This is a genomic window from Lysinibacillus sphaericus, assembly GCF_005217585.1.
In the GTDB taxonomy this organism is placed as follows: Bacteria; Bacillota; Bacilli; order Bacillales_A; family Planococcaceae; genus Lysinibacillus; species Lysinibacillus sphaericus.
Genome location: NZ_SZPT01000007.1, coordinates 94,355 through 112,300, shown reverse-complemented (window position 1 = coordinate 112,300; position 17,946 = coordinate 94,355). Strand labels below are relative to the sequence as shown.

Annotated in this window: 17 protein-coding genes; 4 read left to right on the top strand and 13 right to left on the bottom strand. The window is 37.7% G+C overall.

Going from position 1 to position 17,946, the window contains the following annotated elements; genetic code table 11:
- Nucleotides 1–118: 118 nt before the first annotated feature.
- The 6 genes from FC748_RS19690 to FC748_RS19665 form a co-directional block, all read right to left on the bottom strand.
- Nucleotides 119–826 carry an ABC transporter ATP-binding protein gene (locus FC748_RS19690; protein WP_024364416.1) on the bottom strand — a complete coding sequence of 236 codons (708 nt, stop codon included), beginning with the start codon at nucleotides 824–826 and terminating at the stop codon, nucleotides 119–121.
- Nucleotides 826–1,605, bottom strand: a complete 780-nt coding sequence (locus FC748_RS19685) for an ABC transporter ATP-binding protein (protein ID WP_024364417.1) — start codon at nucleotides 1,603–1,605, stop codon at nucleotides 826–828. The genes FC748_RS19690 and FC748_RS19685 overlap by 1 nt, the downstream gene beginning before the upstream one ends.
- Nucleotides 1,605–2,540: a branched-chain amino acid ABC transporter permease gene (locus FC748_RS19680; RefSeq protein ID WP_024364418.1), complete on the bottom strand. Its 936-nt coding sequence runs from the start codon at nucleotides 2,538–2,540 to the stop codon at nucleotides 1,605–1,607. The genes FC748_RS19685 and FC748_RS19680 overlap by 1 nt, the downstream gene beginning before the upstream one ends.
- A 13-nt stretch (nucleotides 2,541–2,553) precedes the next feature.
- Entirely contained in the window at nucleotides 2,554–3,429 is an 876-nt protein-coding gene (locus tag FC748_RS19675) for a branched-chain amino acid ABC transporter permease (RefSeq protein WP_024364419.1), read from the bottom strand.
- 206 nt (nucleotides 3,430–3,635) lie between these two features.
- Nucleotides 3,636–4,856: an ABC transporter substrate-binding protein gene (locus FC748_RS19670; protein WP_024364420.1), complete on the bottom strand. Its 1,221-nt coding sequence runs from the start codon at nucleotides 4,854–4,856 to the stop codon at nucleotides 3,636–3,638.
- Nucleotides 4,857–5,173: 317 nt separating this feature from the next.
- Nucleotides 5,174–5,602: a hypothetical protein gene (locus FC748_RS19665; RefSeq protein ID WP_024364421.1), complete on the bottom strand. Its 429-nt coding sequence runs from the start codon at nucleotides 5,600–5,602 to the stop codon at nucleotides 5,174–5,176.
- 74 nt (nucleotides 5,603–5,676) lie between these two features.
- Here FC748_RS19665 and FC748_RS19660 point away from each other — a divergent pair, with 74 nt between their 5' ends.
- Nucleotides 5,677–7,104 (top strand): cryptochrome/photolyase family protein, encoded by a 1,428-nt coding sequence (locus tag FC748_RS19660; RefSeq protein ID WP_108031064.1) that lies wholly within the window; start codon nucleotides 5,677–5,679, stop codon nucleotides 7,102–7,104.
- Nucleotides 7,105–7,322: 218 nt separating this feature from the next.
- Here the strand turns inward: FC748_RS19660 and FC748_RS19655 are convergent, their stop codons facing one another.
- Complete coding sequence (locus FC748_RS19655; RefSeq protein WP_108031065.1) at nucleotides 7,323–7,919, bottom strand: class I SAM-dependent methyltransferase; 597 nt, start codon at nucleotides 7,917–7,919, stop codon at nucleotides 7,323–7,325.
- A 453-nt stretch (nucleotides 7,920–8,372) separates the two neighbouring features.
- Here FC748_RS19655 and FC748_RS19650 point away from each other — a divergent pair, with 453 nt between their 5' ends.
- Nucleotides 8,373–8,708, top strand: coding sequence for a heme oxygenase (locus tag FC748_RS19650; RefSeq protein WP_024364429.1), 336 nt, complete (start codon nucleotides 8,373–8,375; stop codon nucleotides 8,706–8,708).
- Between the two features lie 125 nt (nucleotides 8,709–8,833).
- On the opposite strand, the gene FC748_RS19645 is transcribed toward FC748_RS19650, so the two are convergent.
- On the bottom strand, nucleotides 8,834–9,850 hold the full coding sequence (locus tag FC748_RS19645; protein WP_108031066.1) for a YeiH family protein: 1,017 nt from the start codon (nucleotides 9,848–9,850) through the stop codon (nucleotides 8,834–8,836).
- 113 nt (nucleotides 9,851–9,963) lie between these two features.
- Between FC748_RS19645 and FC748_RS19640 the strand changes: the two genes are divergently transcribed.
- Entirely contained in the window at nucleotides 9,964–10,851 is an 888-nt protein-coding gene (locus tag FC748_RS19640; protein WP_024364431.1) for a LysR family transcriptional regulator, read from the top strand.
- A gap of 36 nt (nucleotides 10,852–10,887) precedes the next feature.
- Here the strand turns inward: FC748_RS19640 and FC748_RS19635 are convergent, their stop codons facing one another.
- Nucleotides 10,888–11,808, bottom strand: coding sequence for a LysR family transcriptional regulator (locus FC748_RS19635; protein ID WP_029747416.1), 921 nt, complete (start codon nucleotides 11,806–11,808; stop codon nucleotides 10,888–10,890).
- A 135-nt stretch (nucleotides 11,809–11,943) separates the two neighbouring features.
- Between FC748_RS19635 and FC748_RS19630 the strand changes: the two genes are divergently transcribed.
- Nucleotides 11,944–13,134 carry a coenzyme F420-0:L-glutamate ligase gene (locus tag FC748_RS19630; RefSeq protein WP_024364432.1) on the top strand — a complete coding sequence of 397 codons (1,191 nt, stop codon included), beginning with the start codon at nucleotides 11,944–11,946 and terminating at the stop codon, nucleotides 13,132–13,134.
- A gap of 163 nt (nucleotides 13,135–13,297) precedes the next feature.
- On the opposite strand, the gene FC748_RS19625 is transcribed toward FC748_RS19630, so the two are convergent.
- From FC748_RS19625 to FC748_RS19610, 4 genes are all read right to left on the bottom strand, one after another.
- A complete protein-coding gene (locus tag FC748_RS19625; RefSeq protein WP_025220870.1) occupies nucleotides 13,298–14,467 on the bottom strand; it encodes a M20 metallopeptidase family protein in 1,170 nt (389 codons plus the stop codon).
- A gap of 27 nt (nucleotides 14,468–14,494) precedes the next feature.
- Nucleotides 14,495–15,907, bottom strand: coding sequence for a YfcC family protein (locus FC748_RS19620; RefSeq protein ID WP_024364434.1), 1,413 nt, complete (start codon nucleotides 15,905–15,907; stop codon nucleotides 14,495–14,497).
- A 293-nt stretch (nucleotides 15,908–16,200) separates the two neighbouring features.
- The gene (locus tag FC748_RS19615) at nucleotides 16,201–16,938 is read right to left on the bottom strand and encodes a DUF4184 family protein (protein WP_108031067.1); all 738 of its coding nucleotides are present in this window, start codon (nucleotides 16,936–16,938) and stop codon (nucleotides 16,201–16,203) included.
- Nucleotides 16,939–17,181: 243 nt separating this feature from the next.
- The gene (locus FC748_RS19610) at nucleotides 17,182–17,937 is read right to left on the bottom strand and encodes an amino acid ABC transporter ATP-binding protein (protein WP_108031068.1); all 756 of its coding nucleotides are present in this window, start codon (nucleotides 17,935–17,937) and stop codon (nucleotides 17,182–17,184) included.
- Nucleotides 17,938–17,946: the final 9 nt, after the last annotated feature.

Sequence of the window (17,946 nt, the reverse complement as noted above, 5' to 3'; positions counted from 1 at the left end):
CTCACTCCTTTTTCCCACCTTACCAAAAAAGAAAGGTTTCGCGCTACTTCCATCTATTATCGTCGTTCTACAACATGAAAAAGGGTATCTCGAATCAATTCCGAGACACCCCTTCCAATTACATACCACCTAAATATGCCGCTTTTACTTGTTCACTTTCTTGTAGCTCTTTCGCTGTACCTGATAATACAATGCGTCCTGTTTCAAGTACATATGCGCGGTCAGCTACCGATAATGCCATATTGGCATTCTGCTCTACCAGCAATACCGTTGTACCTTCTTTATTCACTTGTTCAATAATATTGAAGATATTTTTTACCATAAGTGGTGCAAGCCCCATTGAAGGCTCATCCATTAACAACAACTTTGGTTTTGCCATTAATGCACGACCCATCGCCAACATTTGTTGCTCACCACCAGATAATGTGCCAGATTGCTGTTTACGACGCTCCAGTAGACGCGGGAATAACTCAAAGACATGATCCATATCTTTCTTTATGCCAGCCTTATCGTTACGCAAGTATGCGCCAAGCTCAAGGTTTTCCTCTACTGACATATTAGCGAATACACGGCGACCTTCAGGCACGTGTGAAATACCTGATTTTACAATGGTTTGCGCAGCTTTACCTGCAATCGAGAAACCCTCATATTCAAGGATGCCCCCTTTAGGTTTTAATAAGCCTGACAAGGTTTTTAACAATGTACTTTTACCAGCACCATTGGCACCGATTAATGTGACAATTTCCCCTTCGTTAACTTCTAAAGAGACGCCTTTTAATGCTTGAATATTTCCATAGAATACATCAATATTTTGTACTTTTAGCATTAGCTGATAACCTCCTCACCAAGGTACGCTTCAATGACCTTTGGATTGTTACGAATTTCTTCTGGTGTCCCATCAGCGATTAGTTGCCCGTGGTCGAGGACGTAAATTCGTTCACATATCCCCATTACTAAGCTCATATCGTGCTCAATTAGTAGAATCGTTAATCCAAACTCTTTACGAATAAACGCAATTAGTTCCATTAAGTCATGTGTTTCTTGTGGATTCATCCCTGCCGCTGGTTCATCGAGTAACAATAGCTTTGGATTTGCCGCTAATGCACGTGCAATCTCCAGACGACGTTGCATACCATACGGAAGGTTTTTTGCTAACTCATTCTTATAAATATCTAAGCCAAATATTTTTAAGAATTCCGTTGATTGCTGTTCCATTGCCGCTTCACCTTTAAAGTGACTTGGCAAACGGAAAATAGATGACCACATCGAATGTTTTGCTAGAGAATGGTTCGCTACTTTTACATTATCTAATACAGATAGTTCTTTAAAAAGACGAATATTTTGGAACGTACGGCTAATACCTTTTTGCGTTACTTGATAGGGTGCAAGACCATTTAACTTTAATCCGTTAAATGTAATCGTTCCTTCAGTCGGCGTATACACACCTGTTAGCATGTTAAAACTTGTTGTTTTACCTGCACCATTTGGCCCGATAAGCCCTACTAATTCACCTTGATTTAGGTACATATTAACGCCCTGTACCGCCTTTAAACCACCGAATTGAATACCCATGTTCTCTACTTTGATAAGAAGGTTTCCAGTCATTATTTTGTACCTCCTTTTTTACCAAACTTAAATAAGTGCGTAATTTCCTTTGTCCCCATTAAACCGGTTGGACGGTATAGCATAACAATGATTAATACTAAGCTGTAAATAATCATTCGTGTTTCTGGGAAGTTCGCTAAGTATGTTGAAATCAACGTTAAAAATACTGCTGCAATAACAGAACCTGATAGACTTCCTAAGCCCCCAAGAACAACGTAAATTAATATATCAAATGATTTTAAGAAACCGAACGTAGTCGGTTGAATAATGTAGAAGTTATGTGCAAAAATAGCCCCTGCAAGACCGGCAAAGAAAGAGCCAATCGCGAATGCTACAACTTTATAGTAAGTTGTATTAATACCCATGGCATCCGCAGCGATTTCATCTTCACGAATCGAAATACAAGCACGTCCATGGCGAGAATTTGTAAAGTTAGAAATAACTAAAATCGTCAATACCACTCCTACGAATGCATATGTCCAATTCGATAAATATTTCACTTGCATCCCCGCTGCCCCACCGACGTAATCCGTATTTAAAAAGACAATACGAATAATCTCAGCAAAGCCAAGTGTTGCAATGGCTAAATAATCCCCTTTTAAACGTAGTGTTGGAATACCTACGATTAAACCAGCTACTGCTGCTGCAAGCGCCCCTAGGAAAATAGCTAACGGGAACGGCAGCATTAGCTTTGTAGTAATAATAGCTGAAATATAAGCACCAACTGCAAGGAAACCGGCATGTCCAATAGAGAATTGCCCCGTAACCCCGATAACGATGTGCAAGCTGACAGCTAGCATGATGTTAATGCACATGGTGATTAACATATTTTTATAGTACAAGTCAATTACTTCTGTTGTAATTAGTGCCTGAACAACCACATAGATGACTAGCGCTAATACTGCATAGCCCCAGAAAACTTTAGACTTCTTCATCATTACCGCTCACCTACACTTTCTCGCGGGCGTTTTTACCGAAGATACCCGATGGTCTGAAAATCAAGATTAAAATTAAAATGACAAATGCTGCTGCATCGCGCCATAAAGAGAATCCAAGTGCACTTACAAATGATTCCACGACACCTAGTAGCATACCGCCAACCATTGCCCCTGGAATAATACCAATACCACCAAGAACCGCGGCGATGAACGCTTTAACCCCTGGAATAACACCCATTAACGGGTCAATTTTCGTATAATACACACCGAAGATTACACCCGCAGCTCCAGCTAATGCCGAACCTATAGCAAATGTTGCTGAAATGGTATTATCTACGTTAATTCCCATTAGGCGTGCCGCATCTGCATCATGTGAAACTGCGCGCATTGCCTTGCCAATTTTTGTTTTATGTACGATGAATTGTAAAAGAATCATCAGTACGATAGAGACAGATAAAATTAAAATAGATGTACTACTAATTTGAACCCCGAAGACATCAAATGTTGTATTTTTAATGACTTCAGGATATGCTGCAGGCTGTGCCCCTCTGAAGAAAATTGTCGTATATTCGATTAATAGCGACACCCCGATTGCTGTAATTAAAGCAGCAATACGCGTCGCATTTCGTAACCGTTTATATGCTATACGTTCTATTAACACACCAAAAATTGCGCAAACTGCCATCGCTAATAATAATGCTGGTAAGAAGCCCAGCTCCCATTTAGCAATTGCGTAAAAGCCAATAAATGCCCCAATCATGAAAACATCACCGTGGGCGAAGTTAATGAGCTTAATAATACCGTATACCATCGTATACCCTAACGCTATTAACGCGTAGATACTACCTAGTGAAATACCATTCACAAGCTGTTGTATCCATTCCATGAGCGTTCACTCCTTTATTATTTTTTAAAAGCATGCAAAAATGGGACCTATTTCTACATAGTGAAAGTGAATGCAGAAAAACTCGTGTCCCTCATAAAAAGTATTTCCGATTCCTTATGCTAGAATCTATGCTTTTTTTATTAGTCTAGTTGTCTATGAAAAAATAAAAGAGAAGGCAGGTTGCCCGCCTCCCCCTTGCTTAAAAATTAAGGATTTACTTTAGAGTTGAACACTTGTTTACCGTCTTTAAATTCAAGAACTGTTGCTGTTTTAATTGGGTTATGGTTTTCGTCAACTGAGAAAGTACCTGTTACTAAAGAAAGATCCTTTGTTTCAGCTAATGCCTTTTTAATTGCTTCACCGTCAGTAGACCCTGCACGTTTAATTGCATCTGCAATGTAATAAACCGTATCATAGCCAAGTGCGTTAAATGCATCTGGTGCTTTATCGCCATTGGCAGCTTTAAATGCTTTTACAAAGTCTTGAATTTTTTGATCTGGGTCTTCTGCAGAATAGTGGTTTGTGATGTACGTATTATTCAGTGCATCTGCGCCCGCTAACTCAACTAAAGTTGGAGAATCCCAACCATCTGCTCCCATAAGTGGCACTGTAATGCCCATTTCACGCGCTTGTTTAACAATTAGACCCACTTCTTCATAATATCCAGGGATAAAGATGAAGTCAGGATTTGATGATTTGATGTTTGTTAATTGCGTACGGAAATCTGTATCTTTCGCAACATAAGCTTCTTCTTTCACAACTTTTCCGCCATTTTCAGCAATCGTATCTTTAAATGACTTTGCTAATCCTTTTGCATAGTCAGAAGCGTTATCAGCAAAAATGGCTACGTTTTTCGCTTTCAGCTCACCCGTTGCAAAGTTTGCTGCGACAATCCCTTGGAATGGGTCAATAAAGCATGTACGGAACGCATATTCATTAACGCTACCGTCATCATTTACTGTTACGTTTGGTGCTGTAGCAGCTGCACCAACTAAAGGAATTTTGTTATCATTCGCAATTTGAACTGTTGCAATGGTGTTACCAGAAGTTGCTGGAGACATCATCGCTACTACTTTATCTTGCGTCGCTAGTTTAATAGCCGCTGCTGTTGCCTCTGAGTTTTCTGATTTGTTATCTACTTTAATAAGCTCAATTTTCTTGCCATCAATACCGCCTGCATCGTTAATTTCTTTAACAGCTAACTCTGCACCTAATCCGATTGAAGAACCGTAAGAAGCTACGTTACCTGAAAGTTCCAAGTTTGCACCGATTTTAATTGTATCGCCATCTTTTGAGCCGCCTGATGATGAGCCGCCTCCCGAACTTGTATCACTATCTCCAGCACCGCAACCTGCCAGTACGCCTGCAAGAAGTGAAGAAGCGACTAGAAGTGAGCCGAACTTTTTAAGCTTGTTGTTCTCTTTCATAATTTAATTCCCCCTGAAAATTCTCAAATGTTAGATATTTCTGATAATTATAAACAATCTACGGCTAATCCTCAATAGCAAAAATAATTATTTATAACTATCTAATTTTGAAGCTAGATAATATTCAATTAAGCCTTTTACATTGTAAAACATTCTTTATATTTAGTCTAGAGTGATTTTTCAGTATAATTAGTTATTTGTGAATTATCTATCAATTGTTGGTATAAATTAGCAGAAACCTCTTATCCTATTTTTTTCGACGTTAGAAAAATAATGTCCATTTTGCAAAAATTGCTTTCCTTTTATAGTTTAACTGCTTATCTTTTTTTCAAAAGAACCCCTACCAATACTCCATACAAAATATGGCCTGCAAGCCACCAACTAAATGCGTAGAAATCTGTAAAGTTAGGTGTTCGTGTTGAGAAGGTTGTTGTAGGAAACAACATACATCCTATAATCATTTGAAGTACGATACTATTTCTGATTAACGTACCATTATTCCACTTATACTTATTACGAAGGGTATATAATATGGCTGTTATGAACCACGAAATCACGAGATGAAAGGAAAATTCAATCACCTCTGGAAATCGATAATTTTTTAAAATCGGTATATAATCGACATTTAATAGTAATGTATAAACGCGGCTTCCTGTTAGATTTTCAACAACTTTAAAGAAAATACCAAATAAGCAACCCGCAACTAAGGATGCTATCATTACTTGACGATTGAATAGTGTTTTCATAATGTCCTCCTTGCTTTAATCCAACGACTTATTGTACTAACGTATATTTTTAAACTATAAAAGGATGATTCAAAATGAATAAAAAAATAATTGTACTATTTCGTAATGATTTACGACTAGATGATCACCCCGCGCTCTGGCATGCAGCTAAATCAGGGGTCATTTTACCGGTTTATATTCATAATGAGCAATTTTCAATGTGCAATACCGCTCAAAGTTTTTGGACGTACTATTCACTTCAGAATCTACAAGCGACACTTGATGACTATGACATGCAACTGATTTTACGAAAGGGTGAAGTCATTTCAGAAGTACTACAGTTAGCTGTAGATACTGAAGCGAACGCTGTATATTTTAACGAGCGTTTTCTTCCAACTGAACGAAATGAAGATGAGCAGCTAACCAATATATTACAGGCTAATAATATTGAAGTAAAAGCATTCTATGGTGATTCATTATTCAACTTATCGAACATTCAAAATCAACAAAACAAGCCTTATGCCATTTTTACATCATTTTATAAGCGTTGTTTGCAGGAGCCCGTACGTAAACCGCTTGGTCAACCTACTAATATTAGAGCTTTTCCAACGAAGGTATCATCTCTAGCCTTAGAGCAATTGCAATTACTGCATGGTAATTGGTATCACAAGTTTCACCATTATTGGAACCCTGGGATAGATGGGGCAATGGAGCAGTGGGAACTTTTCGTAGAACAAGGGTTATTTGACTACCAAGATAAGCGAGATTACCCTGCCAAAGAAACCATTTCTAAAATGTCACCATTTCTTGCAGTGGGTAACATTAGCATTCGCTTTCTTTGGGCAACATGCCAAGAGCTAATAGATGATGAGGACAACACAATATTTAGTCAGCAGATAGAAAGCTTTTTAAGACAACTTATATGGCGAGAGTTTTCGATTTATCAACTATTGAACTATCCTACATTTTCTACCGATTCATTACGCAGTAATTTTCAACATTTTGAGTGGGAGCCTCATTCCATTCGTCTTGAAGCATGGAAAACTGGACAAACTGGGTATCCTCTTGTTGATGCAGGGATGCGTGAGCTTTGGGAAACCGGCTATATGCATAACCGTGTAAGAATGGTTGTTGCATCTTTTCTAGTGAAACACTTATTACAACCTTGGCAAGAAGGTTATGCATGGTTTGAGCATACGCTTGTCGACTTTAATGCAGCAAATAATGCTATGGGTTGGCAATGGGTAAGCGGTACGGGTATCGACTCTGCTCCTTATTTTCGTATCTTCAACCCTTCGTTACAAGGAGAGAAATTTGATGCAGATGGTGCTTATATAAAAAAATGGGTGCCTGAATTAGCACTTCTCCCTGCAAAGTATATACACGCGCCACAAATAGCACCAACGGCCATCTTGGAACAAGCCGGAATCACATTAGGTGATACCTATCCATTGCCAATCGTAGATCATAAAACAGCACGAGCCCGTGCATTAGAACGATACAACGCTATAAAAAAAGCTTAGAGCTACCCGTGCTCTAAGCATCGAATTAGATTGAATAAAAATAAACAATAAACATATTTTTACTATACTAGGAGCAAACTTTGCTACCAGTGGGCTGTTCCAGTTGATTGGAGTGGAAAACGCGACATTCCTGTAGGAATAACACGAGCGAAAAAAAGCGTCCGCCACAAAAATTAGTTGGAGCCGTGCCTGTGGAAAGGGCGCTTCTTGCACGGAAATTACTTTATTGCAAACACGCAAAGGCGTTCATTTATATTTGTTTCATGTTCTAGATGCACCTCATGTATCAATTCAAAAGGGGTACCGTGATGTAAAAACTGCAAATAATCGTATGGTGGATAGTATAAAATAATATGGATTTCGCGCATCTGTTGCTCATAAGACTTCCATATATTATGAATAACCGTACGGAATATATTAATGGAAAATGGATTAAAAAAGAAAAAAACATTATCATGTGGCTGTATGTTATAGTTTTCCGCAATTGTATGAACAAAAGAAATGTTCGCTTGTGAGCCCTTTTTTCGAAAATAACTTTCCTTGTTATGCTCTGCCTCTCTATAAAAACCTGCGTCCATTTCAACTCCAATTGTCGGAATGTGAAATTTATGATGAATATAAATAGGAACCCTGCCTTTCCCACAGCCCATATCAATAAAAACTGGATTTTTCGGCATCTCATATTGGGAAAATAATTGTTCTAAGCCAGTATAGGGCGTTGGCTCGTAGCGATGGTAGTGAGCCAGTTTAGTAAATCCATATTGTTCACCGACCGTATTAATATGCAAAAATTTATCAAATTGTTGTTCATTCATCAGTTAGATACTCCTCGAAAAAAAGAATGCTTTATTTTAGCATGTAAAAAAGCAAACACGATATCCAAAAAATTTGGATATCGTGTTTTTTATCGCTTCATCTTCTACCACTAATATTTTTATCATCACTTTCTCACCTCGCCACTTGCTTGTTGATTTTTTATAATAGCATCTATTTATGTCAACAAAATGTCAGCACACGCTACAAAAGAACCCTATGTATGTATATTTGAAAACAAGATGGTAACGATAGTTATAGAATGCCTACAACTACTGGTTGAGATATAATAAAGAATAGAAGTCAATATCGTCATTTGAAATATCGTTTTCCTTTGCAATTTTGTTGACAATGACTTCCTAGGACACTTATCATTGATTGCGAATGATAATCATTGATAATTCATTCGATTTTGCTTTAATTTATCTTCAATAAAATGATTAGGGGGTATTAGTATGATTATTGTTACCAATCGTATTCAAGTAAAGCCTGGCTTTGCTGCGAAAATGGCTCCAAACTTTACGAAGCCAGGTCCACTGCAACAGTTTGAGGGCTTTCACAAAGTAGAAGTATTAATTTCTACAGACGATCCTACATATGACGAAATGAGCGTTAATATGTACTGGGAATCGAAAGAGCATTTCCAAGCGTGGCGTAATAGCGATGCTTTTGCGGCGGCGCATCACCGTCCTGAGCCTGGCTCTGAAGGCGCAAAACCTGAGAACAGCCCAATTATCGGCAGTAAAATTGTCGTTGCTGAGCTAGCTTCTTCTATCGAAGCACAACGTTAATAACAAATTGTAAACCTATTTAAATTATCTTCTGATTCTATCTAAAAAACCATGCATATTTCTAGAAAATATGCATGGTTTTTTCTTGGTGTCAGGCACTCAAACAATTCTCAAACAATTCTTAGTCATTGAAATACTACTACTAAGAAATAACCGACTATTGATAAACATACCGAACCAATCAGTCCTGCGATAAAGGCTTTAATGCCTAATTGCTTAAATGTTTTCATTTCTACATTCAATCCTAAGCCTGCCATCGCCATAGCAATTAAAATATATGCGCAATTTACGACTGTTTGTGCAAATGCTGGTGGTACTATTCCTAACGAATTAATAGCGCTCATAACTAAAAAACCTAGAATAAACCAAGGAATTATAGATAACGAAAATGCTTTGTTTCCTTGTTCTTTGTTTCTTCTTTGATACATAATTCCAATTACAATCGCTACTGGTACGAGCAAAGCGACACGCGTTAATTTTACAATGACCGCCATATCTACAGCCTCATCGCCACCCGTGGCCGCTGCTGCAATAACGTGAGCTATTTCATGCAATGTACCTCCTGCAAAAATGCCATATTGTGTCGGTGTTAAGCCAATAAGTGAATACACCACTGTATAAATAAGTGTAAATACTGTGCCAAGCAAGGCGACAATCGCTGCACCTACAGCAGTTTCCTTTTCATTCGCCTTAATTTGAGGGGCAATCGCCACAACAGCCGCAGCTCCACAAATAGCTGTTCCACAAGCCGTTAAAATGCCGAGCTTTTTATCGACATGAAATACCTTCGTTAACCAGTAAACAACAAAGAGAGCAAATACTAAATTGAGAAAGGCAATCAAAAAGACGCTCGCTCCTGCATGATAAATATCAGCTAAATTCAAGCGCATACCCAGCAAAATAATACCTAATCGCAATAGTTTTTTACTCGAAAAAGATACACCTGTTTGCCAGACATCAGGTACAGTAAATATTGCTCGCCATACCATCCCAAGTATGATTGCTATTACAAGCTGGCCCAATATTGAGAAAAAAGGAAATGTCGAAATATACTTAGCCACTAAGGCAAGACCTAATGTCAAGATAATCCCCTTCATAAATGGTGGCGCTAGTAAATTCTTTATCCCCTGTTGTTGATTCATGCTGTCCACTTCTTTCATTCTTGATGATTATACTTTATAAAAAAGTTAATCATCAGTAAAATACATATATATAATTACAATTATTAATTTTTCTAATAATAAGGGGTGATACGATGCAATACGATGCGTTAAAAACGTTCGTTACATTAGTTGAAGTCAATAACTTTACGAAGGCCTCAGAAATTCTCCATATTTCCCAACCTAGTGTCAGTCTGCATATTAAAAACCTTGAACAAGCGTTGCAAACTACTTTATTTATCCGCTCGCCAAAGTCTGTGCAAATAACACCCACTGGTGAGATTTTATATAAGCGTGCCAAACAAATTATGGCTATTGCTGAGGCAGCAAAGGAAGATATATTAGCTTATCATCATTCGATTCAAGGCACGCTCGTAATAGGGGCTAGCTTTACAATTGGAGAAAATATATTGCCTGTCATGTTATCGAAACTTCAGCACAAATTCCCTCAATTAGAGCTACAAGTTATTATTGGCAATACCGATGAAATTATTCGATTTACTAAACTATTACAAGTAGATATAGGGCTTATTGAAGGTCAGGCACATGACAACGAGCTTATTATTCATCCTTTTATGGAAGATGAGTTATTTATAGTTAGCGCAAACGACCACCCTCTTGTTCAACAATCTGCTATCACGATCCCACAATTACAACGGCAAAATTGGGTTGCACGTGAAGTTGGTTCAGGTACACGTAATTATTTAGATCATCTATTTAGAACAAACGGACTTCAAGTGCAATCACTCTTAACCATTAGTAGCAACCAAGGTGTGAAAGAAAGTGTGATTGAAGGACTAGGCCTATCTTTACTATCTGGCAGTGTAATTGAGCGCGACCTTCGAAATGGTGATCTTGCTATTTTGCCACTTGCTGAACAACGATTTATCCGGACATTTTCCTATCTACACTCTCCTACAATGAAAAACAAACGAAATGTTGATGCACTGATTGAATTGATTACAAAGAAAAGCGAAGCATAAAAAAAGGCTTAGCAGGCTATCATCTAGTCGCTAAGCTTATTTTAAAGTTCGGGGGTTTATCTGCTTCCGAGCTTGTTTACGTTCAATAATCTCGATAAATTTTGTAGCAGCACGGGACAATGGAACACTTTTTAAATAACACATCCCAATACTACGATTTGGAATGCTTTCTACAAGTGGCAATTCATAAAGTAGCCCTCGCTGTAAATAATCCTTTGAAAATTCCTTTGTTACACACGCGATTCCTAAATTACTACGTGCGAATTCAAGCACTAAATCATGTGAACCGAGCTCAAACTCCGGTGCAATTTGTATACCTTTTGACATTAAATAAGTTTCAACATAGTTTCTCGAGTTCGATTTCTTCTCAAGAAAAATAAGGGGGAACTTTAATAAATCCGCAAAACTTAAGCTCTTTGACTTGAGCGTTTTATATTTCTCTCCACAGACGAAAATATCTTGAACTTCCGTGCACGCGGTTAATTGTAAACTGACATCTTCTATCGGGAAATTGCAAAGCCCGACATCAGCCTCACCCGATTTTATAAAGTTACATATTTCCGAAGTAGTGCCATTTAACATTTGCAATTTTATATTTGGATACATCGTATGAAAAGATTCAAGATATGGCATTAAAAAGAAGCGGGAAATTGTATCTCCTACCCCTATTTTCAATTGGCCTGTCGTTAAATTTTTAAATTCTAGCAGCTTTTCTTCCCCTGCATCTAAAAGACCTAATGCCGAGTTAGTATATTCAAATAGCAACTTTCCTTCTGTCGTTAATGTGACGCCCTTTGGTGTTCGGTTGAAGAGTCTAGTGCCTAGCTCCCTTTCGAGCTGCATCATGGCTTGGCTAACGGCGGGTTGTGTCATAAATAAATCTTTAGCCGCCCTAGAAAAGCTACTATTTTTTGCAACTACACTAAAAACACGATATAAATCTAATTTCCCTATCATATAAGCTCTCCTTATAGCTATTATTTAAACTATTAATTTTACTTATATCATTAACTGAGCGTATAGTAAAATCATATTGGTTTTATTCATCTCATTAAAAATTAACATATAGCTATTTAATAAGGAGAGATTATTTTGGAACGTGTAGTTGGAACAGTGGTAAGAGGTCTTCGTGGTCCGATTATTAACGAAGGCGATAACATCGAACAAATCGTTGTCGATACAGTACTAAACGCTGCTAAAGTGGAAGGCTATTCAATTGAGGATCAAGATATTGTGACAGTAACAGAATCTGTTGTAGCCCGTGCACAAGGTAACTATGCATCAATCGATGACATTGCAACGGATGTAGCTGCTAAGTTTGGTGATGATACAGTTGGTGTGATCTTCCCAATTTTAAGCCGTAATCGCTTTGCAAACTGCTTACGTGGTATTGCGAAAGGGGTAAAAAAAGTCGTTTTAATGCTAAGCTACCCATCGGATGAAGTTGGCAACCACTTAGTTGATATCGACGAACTAGATGTTAAAGGTATTAATCCTTGGACTGATACCTTAACAGAAGCTGAGTTCCGCGAGCATTTCGGCTATAAAAAACACACATTTACAGGTGTAGATTATATTGAATACTACAAAGAATTAATCGAAGCTGAAGGTGCAGCTTGTGAAGTCATCTTCTCAAACAATCCAAAAACAATTTTAGCCTATACAAAAAGTGTACTAACTTGCGATATTCACACTCGCTTCCGTACAAAACGTATTTTAACAACGAATGGTGCTGAAAAGGTATTTTCGTTAGATAATATTTTAGCTGAATCTATTAATGGTTCTGGCTTTAATGCAGAATACGGTCTACTTGGCTCAAACAAAGCAACTGAGGAAAGTGTAAAACTATTCCCACATACTTGCCAACCAATCGTTGATGGCATCCAAGCAAAAATCAAAGAAGCTACTGGTAAAACAGTAGAGGTAATGGTTTATGGAGATGGTGCATTCAAAGATCCAGTGGGTAAAATTTGGGAGCTTGCTGACCCTGTTGTTTCACCTGCCTACACTGCAGGCTTAGACGGTACACCGAATGAAGTAAAATTAAAATACTTAGCAGATAATGATTTTGCTGATCTTCGCGGAGAAGAATTAAAAACAGCTATCTCTGAATATATTCAAAATAAAGACGAAGATTTAACTGGTCAAATGGCCGCTCAAGGTACAACACCTCGGAAATTAACAGACTTAATCGGTTCTCTTTCTGACCTAACTTCAGGCTCAGGCGATAAAGGAACACCAATGATTTATATTCAAGGTTATTTTGATAACTATACAAAATAATACGCGATAACAACGATAAACACCCGCCTGCATAAGGTGGGTGTTTATTGTTGTAGATAGTTACTGCCGTTGATTTCCGCGGGCGTCTCCATACGTCACTCCAATTAACTACTAGATACTTTACACCAATACACTCAAACACCCACCCACACTGGTGATGATTTTAAGGGCATAATGTCCGTGCGATTTTTTCAAAATAGCGAACACCATAAATCAAGGCATCCTCATCAATTTTAAAGCGAGGGTGATGCAAAGGATAGGCTTCACCAAAATCCTCATTATGCACCCCTATATACTGCATTGAAGAAGGAACAATCTCTGAAAAATCGGCAAAATCTTCTGTTCCAAACATTGGTGCAGGTAATTCCTGTACACCTTCTGCCCCTACAATATCCCCCGCTATTTGACGCGATAAAGCTGTAAGCTCCTTGTCATTGGTTACAGAAGGACAACCAAGTTCCCATTTAATATCTACTCTAGCCCCATGCATGGACGCTATACCATTGACAATCTTCTCTAAATGGTGACGAGCCTCCACACGTACTGTCGCATCAAGCGAACGAATTGTACCACCAAGCTCAGCCGTATCCGCAATAATATTTAAAGCTGTACCACAATGAAATTTAGCTACCGTTAAAACCGGAGCATGAATGCTTGGTACTTTACGCGACACAATAGTTTGCAATGCCACAACCATTTCTGACCCAATCAATAACGGATCAATTGCAACCTCTGGCGTCGAAGCATGTCCACCTCGACCGTAAATCTTAATCTCAAAATCATCTGCAGCTGCCGTAAACTTTCCATCCTTCATGGCAAATTGACCGACTTGATAATCCGGGCTTACATGTAATGCAAATGCATAATCTACATTATCCGCAACACCTAATGACACAAGTTGAGCAGCTCCCCCTGGCGTTACCTCCTCAGCATGCTGGAAAATAAAACGGATTTCACCATTGAAATCTGTACCCCGTTCAGCTAATACTTTCGCAGCACCTAATAACATCGCTGGGTGTGCATCATGCCCACAAGCATGCATCACCCCTGGATTTTTTGATTTAAATGGCAAATCGGTCTCTTCTTCAATTGGCAATGCATCAATATCTGCACGCAATAAAATCGTATGACCCTGCCCCTCCGTCTTCGTCCCTTTTAAACATGCATAAACACTCGTTTCTGTTAACCGTTTTACTTCTAAATGTGGAAATGTTATTAATTGCTCATAGATAAACTGTGCTGTTTGATGCTCTTGATGTGATAATTCAGGATACATATGTAAATGCTGTCTCCAAGCAATGACCTGTTGATGTAAATCTTTTGTTTTTATCATTTGTAAATCCTCCTATCATTCTCTAAATTAAAACGGGCCGTAATTCATAACGTGCGCAATAACTAATAAAATAATGGCTAACGTCGTTTGAATAACGAAGTATGGGAAAACCCATTTAAACCATTTGGAAAATGGAATACCTGCGATTGCTAAACCTGCTAACAAAACACCACTTGTAGGAATGACCATATTCGATATACCGTCTCCAAATTGGAAAGCCAATACGGCTGTCTGTCTTGTTACACCAATTAAATCAGCTAATGGTGTCATAATGGGCATTGTTAAAGCAGCTTGTCCACTACCTGATGGCACTAAGAAATTTAAACACAGTTGTAGCAAGAACATGCCTACTGCATTAATAGAAGCAGGTAGTACACTGACTGCATTCGCTACAAAATGTAAAATAGTATCAATTAAGCCACCCGATGTCGTAATAACGAGGATTGTTTGAGCAAAGCCAATAATTAAAGCACCCTCCACCATATCTCGCGCTCCTGAAATAAAGCCTTCAGCCATTTGATTTGGACTCATTTTACAAATTACCGACATAATAATGCTGCTTAATAAGAATACGCCACCAATTTCACTGATATACCATTGAAACTTAATAACCCCGACAATTAATGCAACAAAATTCGCTAACAACACCAGCAAAGCCAATAAATGACGACCGCTCATTTTAAAGTCTAAAGATAGTTCCACCGTTTCTTCTCTCTTAAACTTTCCGTAGATTCCTTTCGCTGGGTCTTCTTTCACTTTTTTTGCATGCCGAATAATATAAATTACTGTTAAAAGATAGAACACAACAAATACAATAATGCGATAAGACATACCTGAATACATTGGCAATTCAGCTATCGTTTGAGCAACGCCGATGTTAAATGGATTGGTAATGCCAGATGTAAAACCAGTTGCTAATGTCCCTAGCATGACAATTGCAAAGCCTGTAATGGCATCCATTCCTAGAGCCATCGTTAATGGAATAATGATGGCAATATACACAAGTGTATCCTCTGCTGAACCGATTAATGTTCCTAAACTACCAAAGATTAATATCAGAATTGGAATTAACACGTACTCCTTCTGACCAAATTTAGAAGCCATTACTTTAATAAATGAATCGATCGCTCCCGTTTTTTGCATAATACCAAGCGCTCCCCCAAATAAGAAAACAAATAAAATAATGGAAGCACCTTCTAGCATCCCTAAATGGACACTATTGAATATTTCAAGGAAACCGACTGGACTCGAATCTATATAGTGAAATGATTCAGGGTCTACAACCATACGCCCGTTTATTTCAACTCGATCATACTGACCAGCTGGAATAATATACGTAAGGACACTCATAACTAAAATAATAATAAACATTAAAACAAACGCATTAATCCCCTTGATTTTCGGCTCTTCAACATTATGATTCTCTTGTAGATTTGCCATCCTCTCTCCCCTTTGCATTCGTAGTACAAAACCTTAAAGTAGCAACTTGCTACATAAGACAAAAAATCCACCATATACATTTCCACTATACGGAAATTAATTCCGATAAACGGAAATATATTAGTAAAAATATAAAAAAAGAAAACTTAAATGTCAATATTTTTTGATAATTCTGTTTAATAAAAAATTGAAAGATGCTCCCTTCATATAGCCAAAATCCCACGCTCCTTTCAGCAACAAAAAAGACTGTTCCATTTACCAGAACAGTCTCTTTAAAGATAAATCTCAGTACTTTACCTTTTTAGCCAATATTTTAAGTAGATTGATATGATGAATAAACTAATAAAAAAAGAATCGATTATTCTTACAACAAGAATGCCATAATTTAATAATGGAACATGGTCAATGACATACCAACTAATTACTACTGAACATGTCATTATGAATAAGGATGACCAATAAATAATTTTATGTGTAACACCAACGGTAGCATTTCTATGTCTCTGAGATAATGCTCTGAAATACATATAACCAAATATCAAAAGGAATCCCAGTAATGTACTACCATGTTGCAAAAACTTATACAAAGGTAAATCAAAACCATAAATACGATAGATTTTAGTAAATACTGTAGGGAAAGTAAGCACCATATAACCATTTATATGTGTAAAGGAATCCCATACAACATGAGTAAGCATGCCAAACAAGGCAGAATAAATAAACACGACTAATTTCAACAATTTATTGGAATCTACTCTATTTGTAGAAGTATCTTGTAGTATATTAGGCAAATAATGAACAAAGGTTTGGTGTATAAAGAAATGGTAGATAAAGTAGATGAAAGCTACTAACGGTAGATTGAACGTAATAAACCCCATAAAAGTATGACCTATTTCACCCTTAGGTTGGCCTCTTAGAAAATACTCAAAGTCTGGCGCCATACTACCGATAACCATGGCAGAAAAATGAATATACTTACTTTTTCTTGAGAACGGTAATACGGCAGCGGGATGTGCAAAAGTAAGTGGCATTGTTGTAAACCCCTTTTTGAAAATTTAGCTTTTACTGTAAGTTCTCAAAAACTTTCCGAATAAAACTGTTGCTCAACTCCTTGTTATGCCTACAAGAATTGAACCTTTTTTCAAGTAAAAGTATAAATTCTATAGGACGCAATGACAAATAAAAACGTAAATCATCGGTCCGAAGAAAGATATTACAACAACTAGAGCTACATCCCTGCAACTAATAACGTTTCACTAGTTCCAATGAAAACCTTAAATATAAAATGTATAATCCTCTGGTATCACACGCTTTAAAAACTTTTTCGTCCGTTCTTCTTTCGGGCTAACGAATATATCATGTGGGCTTCCTTCTTCGACAACAACCCCACCATCCATAAAAATAACGCGGTTAGCTACATCCTTTGCAAAGCCCATCTCATGCGTTACAACAAGCATTGTCGTGCCCTCTTTCGCAATGTTCTTCATAACCGTCAATACTTCTCCCACTAGTTCTGGGTCAAGGGCAGAAGTCGGCTCGTCAAATAAAATAATATCTGGGTTCAAGGCCACTGCACGGGCAATACCAACACGCTGCTGTTGACCGCCAGATAACTGACTTGGATAAGCATCATATTTTTCAGACAGCCCTACTTTACCAAGCGCTTTTTTACCGATTTCAATCGCTTCAGCCTTTGCTATTTTTCGGCCAATAACAAGTCCTTCTGTCACATTTTCTAAAGCTGTTTTATTCGTAAAAAGATTATAATTTTGGAATACAAACGCTACACGTTGACGAATAGCATGGACGTCCTTCTTTTTGACATTTTGAAAATCCACATCGATTGTACCGAATGTCGCATGCCCTTGGTCTGCCTTTTCTAAAAAGTTAATGCAACGCAATAAAGTCGTTTTACCTGAGCCACTCGGGCCTAAAATAACAACTACATCACCTTTATCAATCGATAAATCTACACCTTTTAAAATTTCATTATCGCCAAATGATTTATGAATATTTTTGATTGTTAACATAAAGATTCA

Bases quoted from the DNA above. Each gene is read 5' to 3' on its own strand.
- FC748_RS19690 (WP_024364416.1), bottom strand. From the start codon at position 826: ATGCTAAAAGTACAAAATATTGATGTATTCTATGGAAATATTCAAGCA.
- FC748_RS19685 (WP_024364417.1), bottom strand. From the start codon at position 1,605: ATGACTGGAAACCTTCTTATCAAAGTAGAGAACATGGGTATTCAATTC.
- FC748_RS19680 (WP_024364418.1), bottom strand. From the start codon at position 2,540: ATGAAGAAGTCTAAAGTTTTCTGGGGCTATGCAGTATTAGCGCTAGTC.
- FC748_RS19675 (WP_024364419.1), bottom strand. From the start codon at position 3,429: ATGGAATGGATACAACAGCTTGTGAATGGTATTTCACTAGGTAGTATC.
- FC748_RS19670 (WP_024364420.1), bottom strand. From the start codon at position 4,856: ATGAAAGAGAACAACAAGCTTAAAAAGTTCGGCTCACTTCTAGTCGCT.
- FC748_RS19665 (WP_024364421.1), bottom strand. From the start codon at position 5,602: ATGAAAACACTATTCAATCGTCAAGTAATGATAGCATCCTTAGTTGCG.
- FC748_RS19660 (WP_108031064.1), top strand. From the start codon at position 5,677: ATGAATAAAAAAATAATTGTACTATTTCGTAATGATTTACGACTAGAT.
- FC748_RS19655 (WP_108031065.1), bottom strand. From the start codon at position 7,919: ATGAATGAACAACAATTTGATAAATTTTTGCATATTAATACGGTCGGT.
- FC748_RS19650 (WP_024364429.1), top strand. From the start codon at position 8,373: ATGATTATTGTTACCAATCGTATTCAAGTAAAGCCTGGCTTTGCTGCG.
- FC748_RS19645 (WP_108031066.1), bottom strand. From the start codon at position 9,850: ATGAATCAACAACAGGGGATAAAGAATTTACTAGCGCCACCATTTATG.
- FC748_RS19640 (WP_024364431.1), top strand. From the start codon at position 9,964: ATGCAATACGATGCGTTAAAAACGTTCGTTACATTAGTTGAAGTCAAT.
- FC748_RS19635 (WP_029747416.1), bottom strand. From the start codon at position 11,808: ATGATAGGGAAATTAGATTTATATCGTGTTTTTAGTGTAGTTGCAAAA.
- FC748_RS19625 (WP_025220870.1), bottom strand. From the start codon at position 14,467: ATGATAAAAACAAAAGATTTACATCAACAGGTCATTGCTTGGAGACAG.
- FC748_RS19620 (WP_024364434.1), bottom strand. From the start codon at position 15,907: ATGGCAAATCTACAAGAGAATCATAATGTTGAAGAGCCGAAAATCAAG.
- FC748_RS19615 (WP_108031067.1), bottom strand. From the start codon at position 16,938: ATGCCACTTACTTTTGCACATCCCGCTGCCGTATTACCGTTCTCAAGA.
- FC748_RS19610 (WP_108031068.1), bottom strand. From the start codon at position 17,937: ATGTTAACAATCAAAAATATTCATAAATCATTTGGCGATAATGAAATT.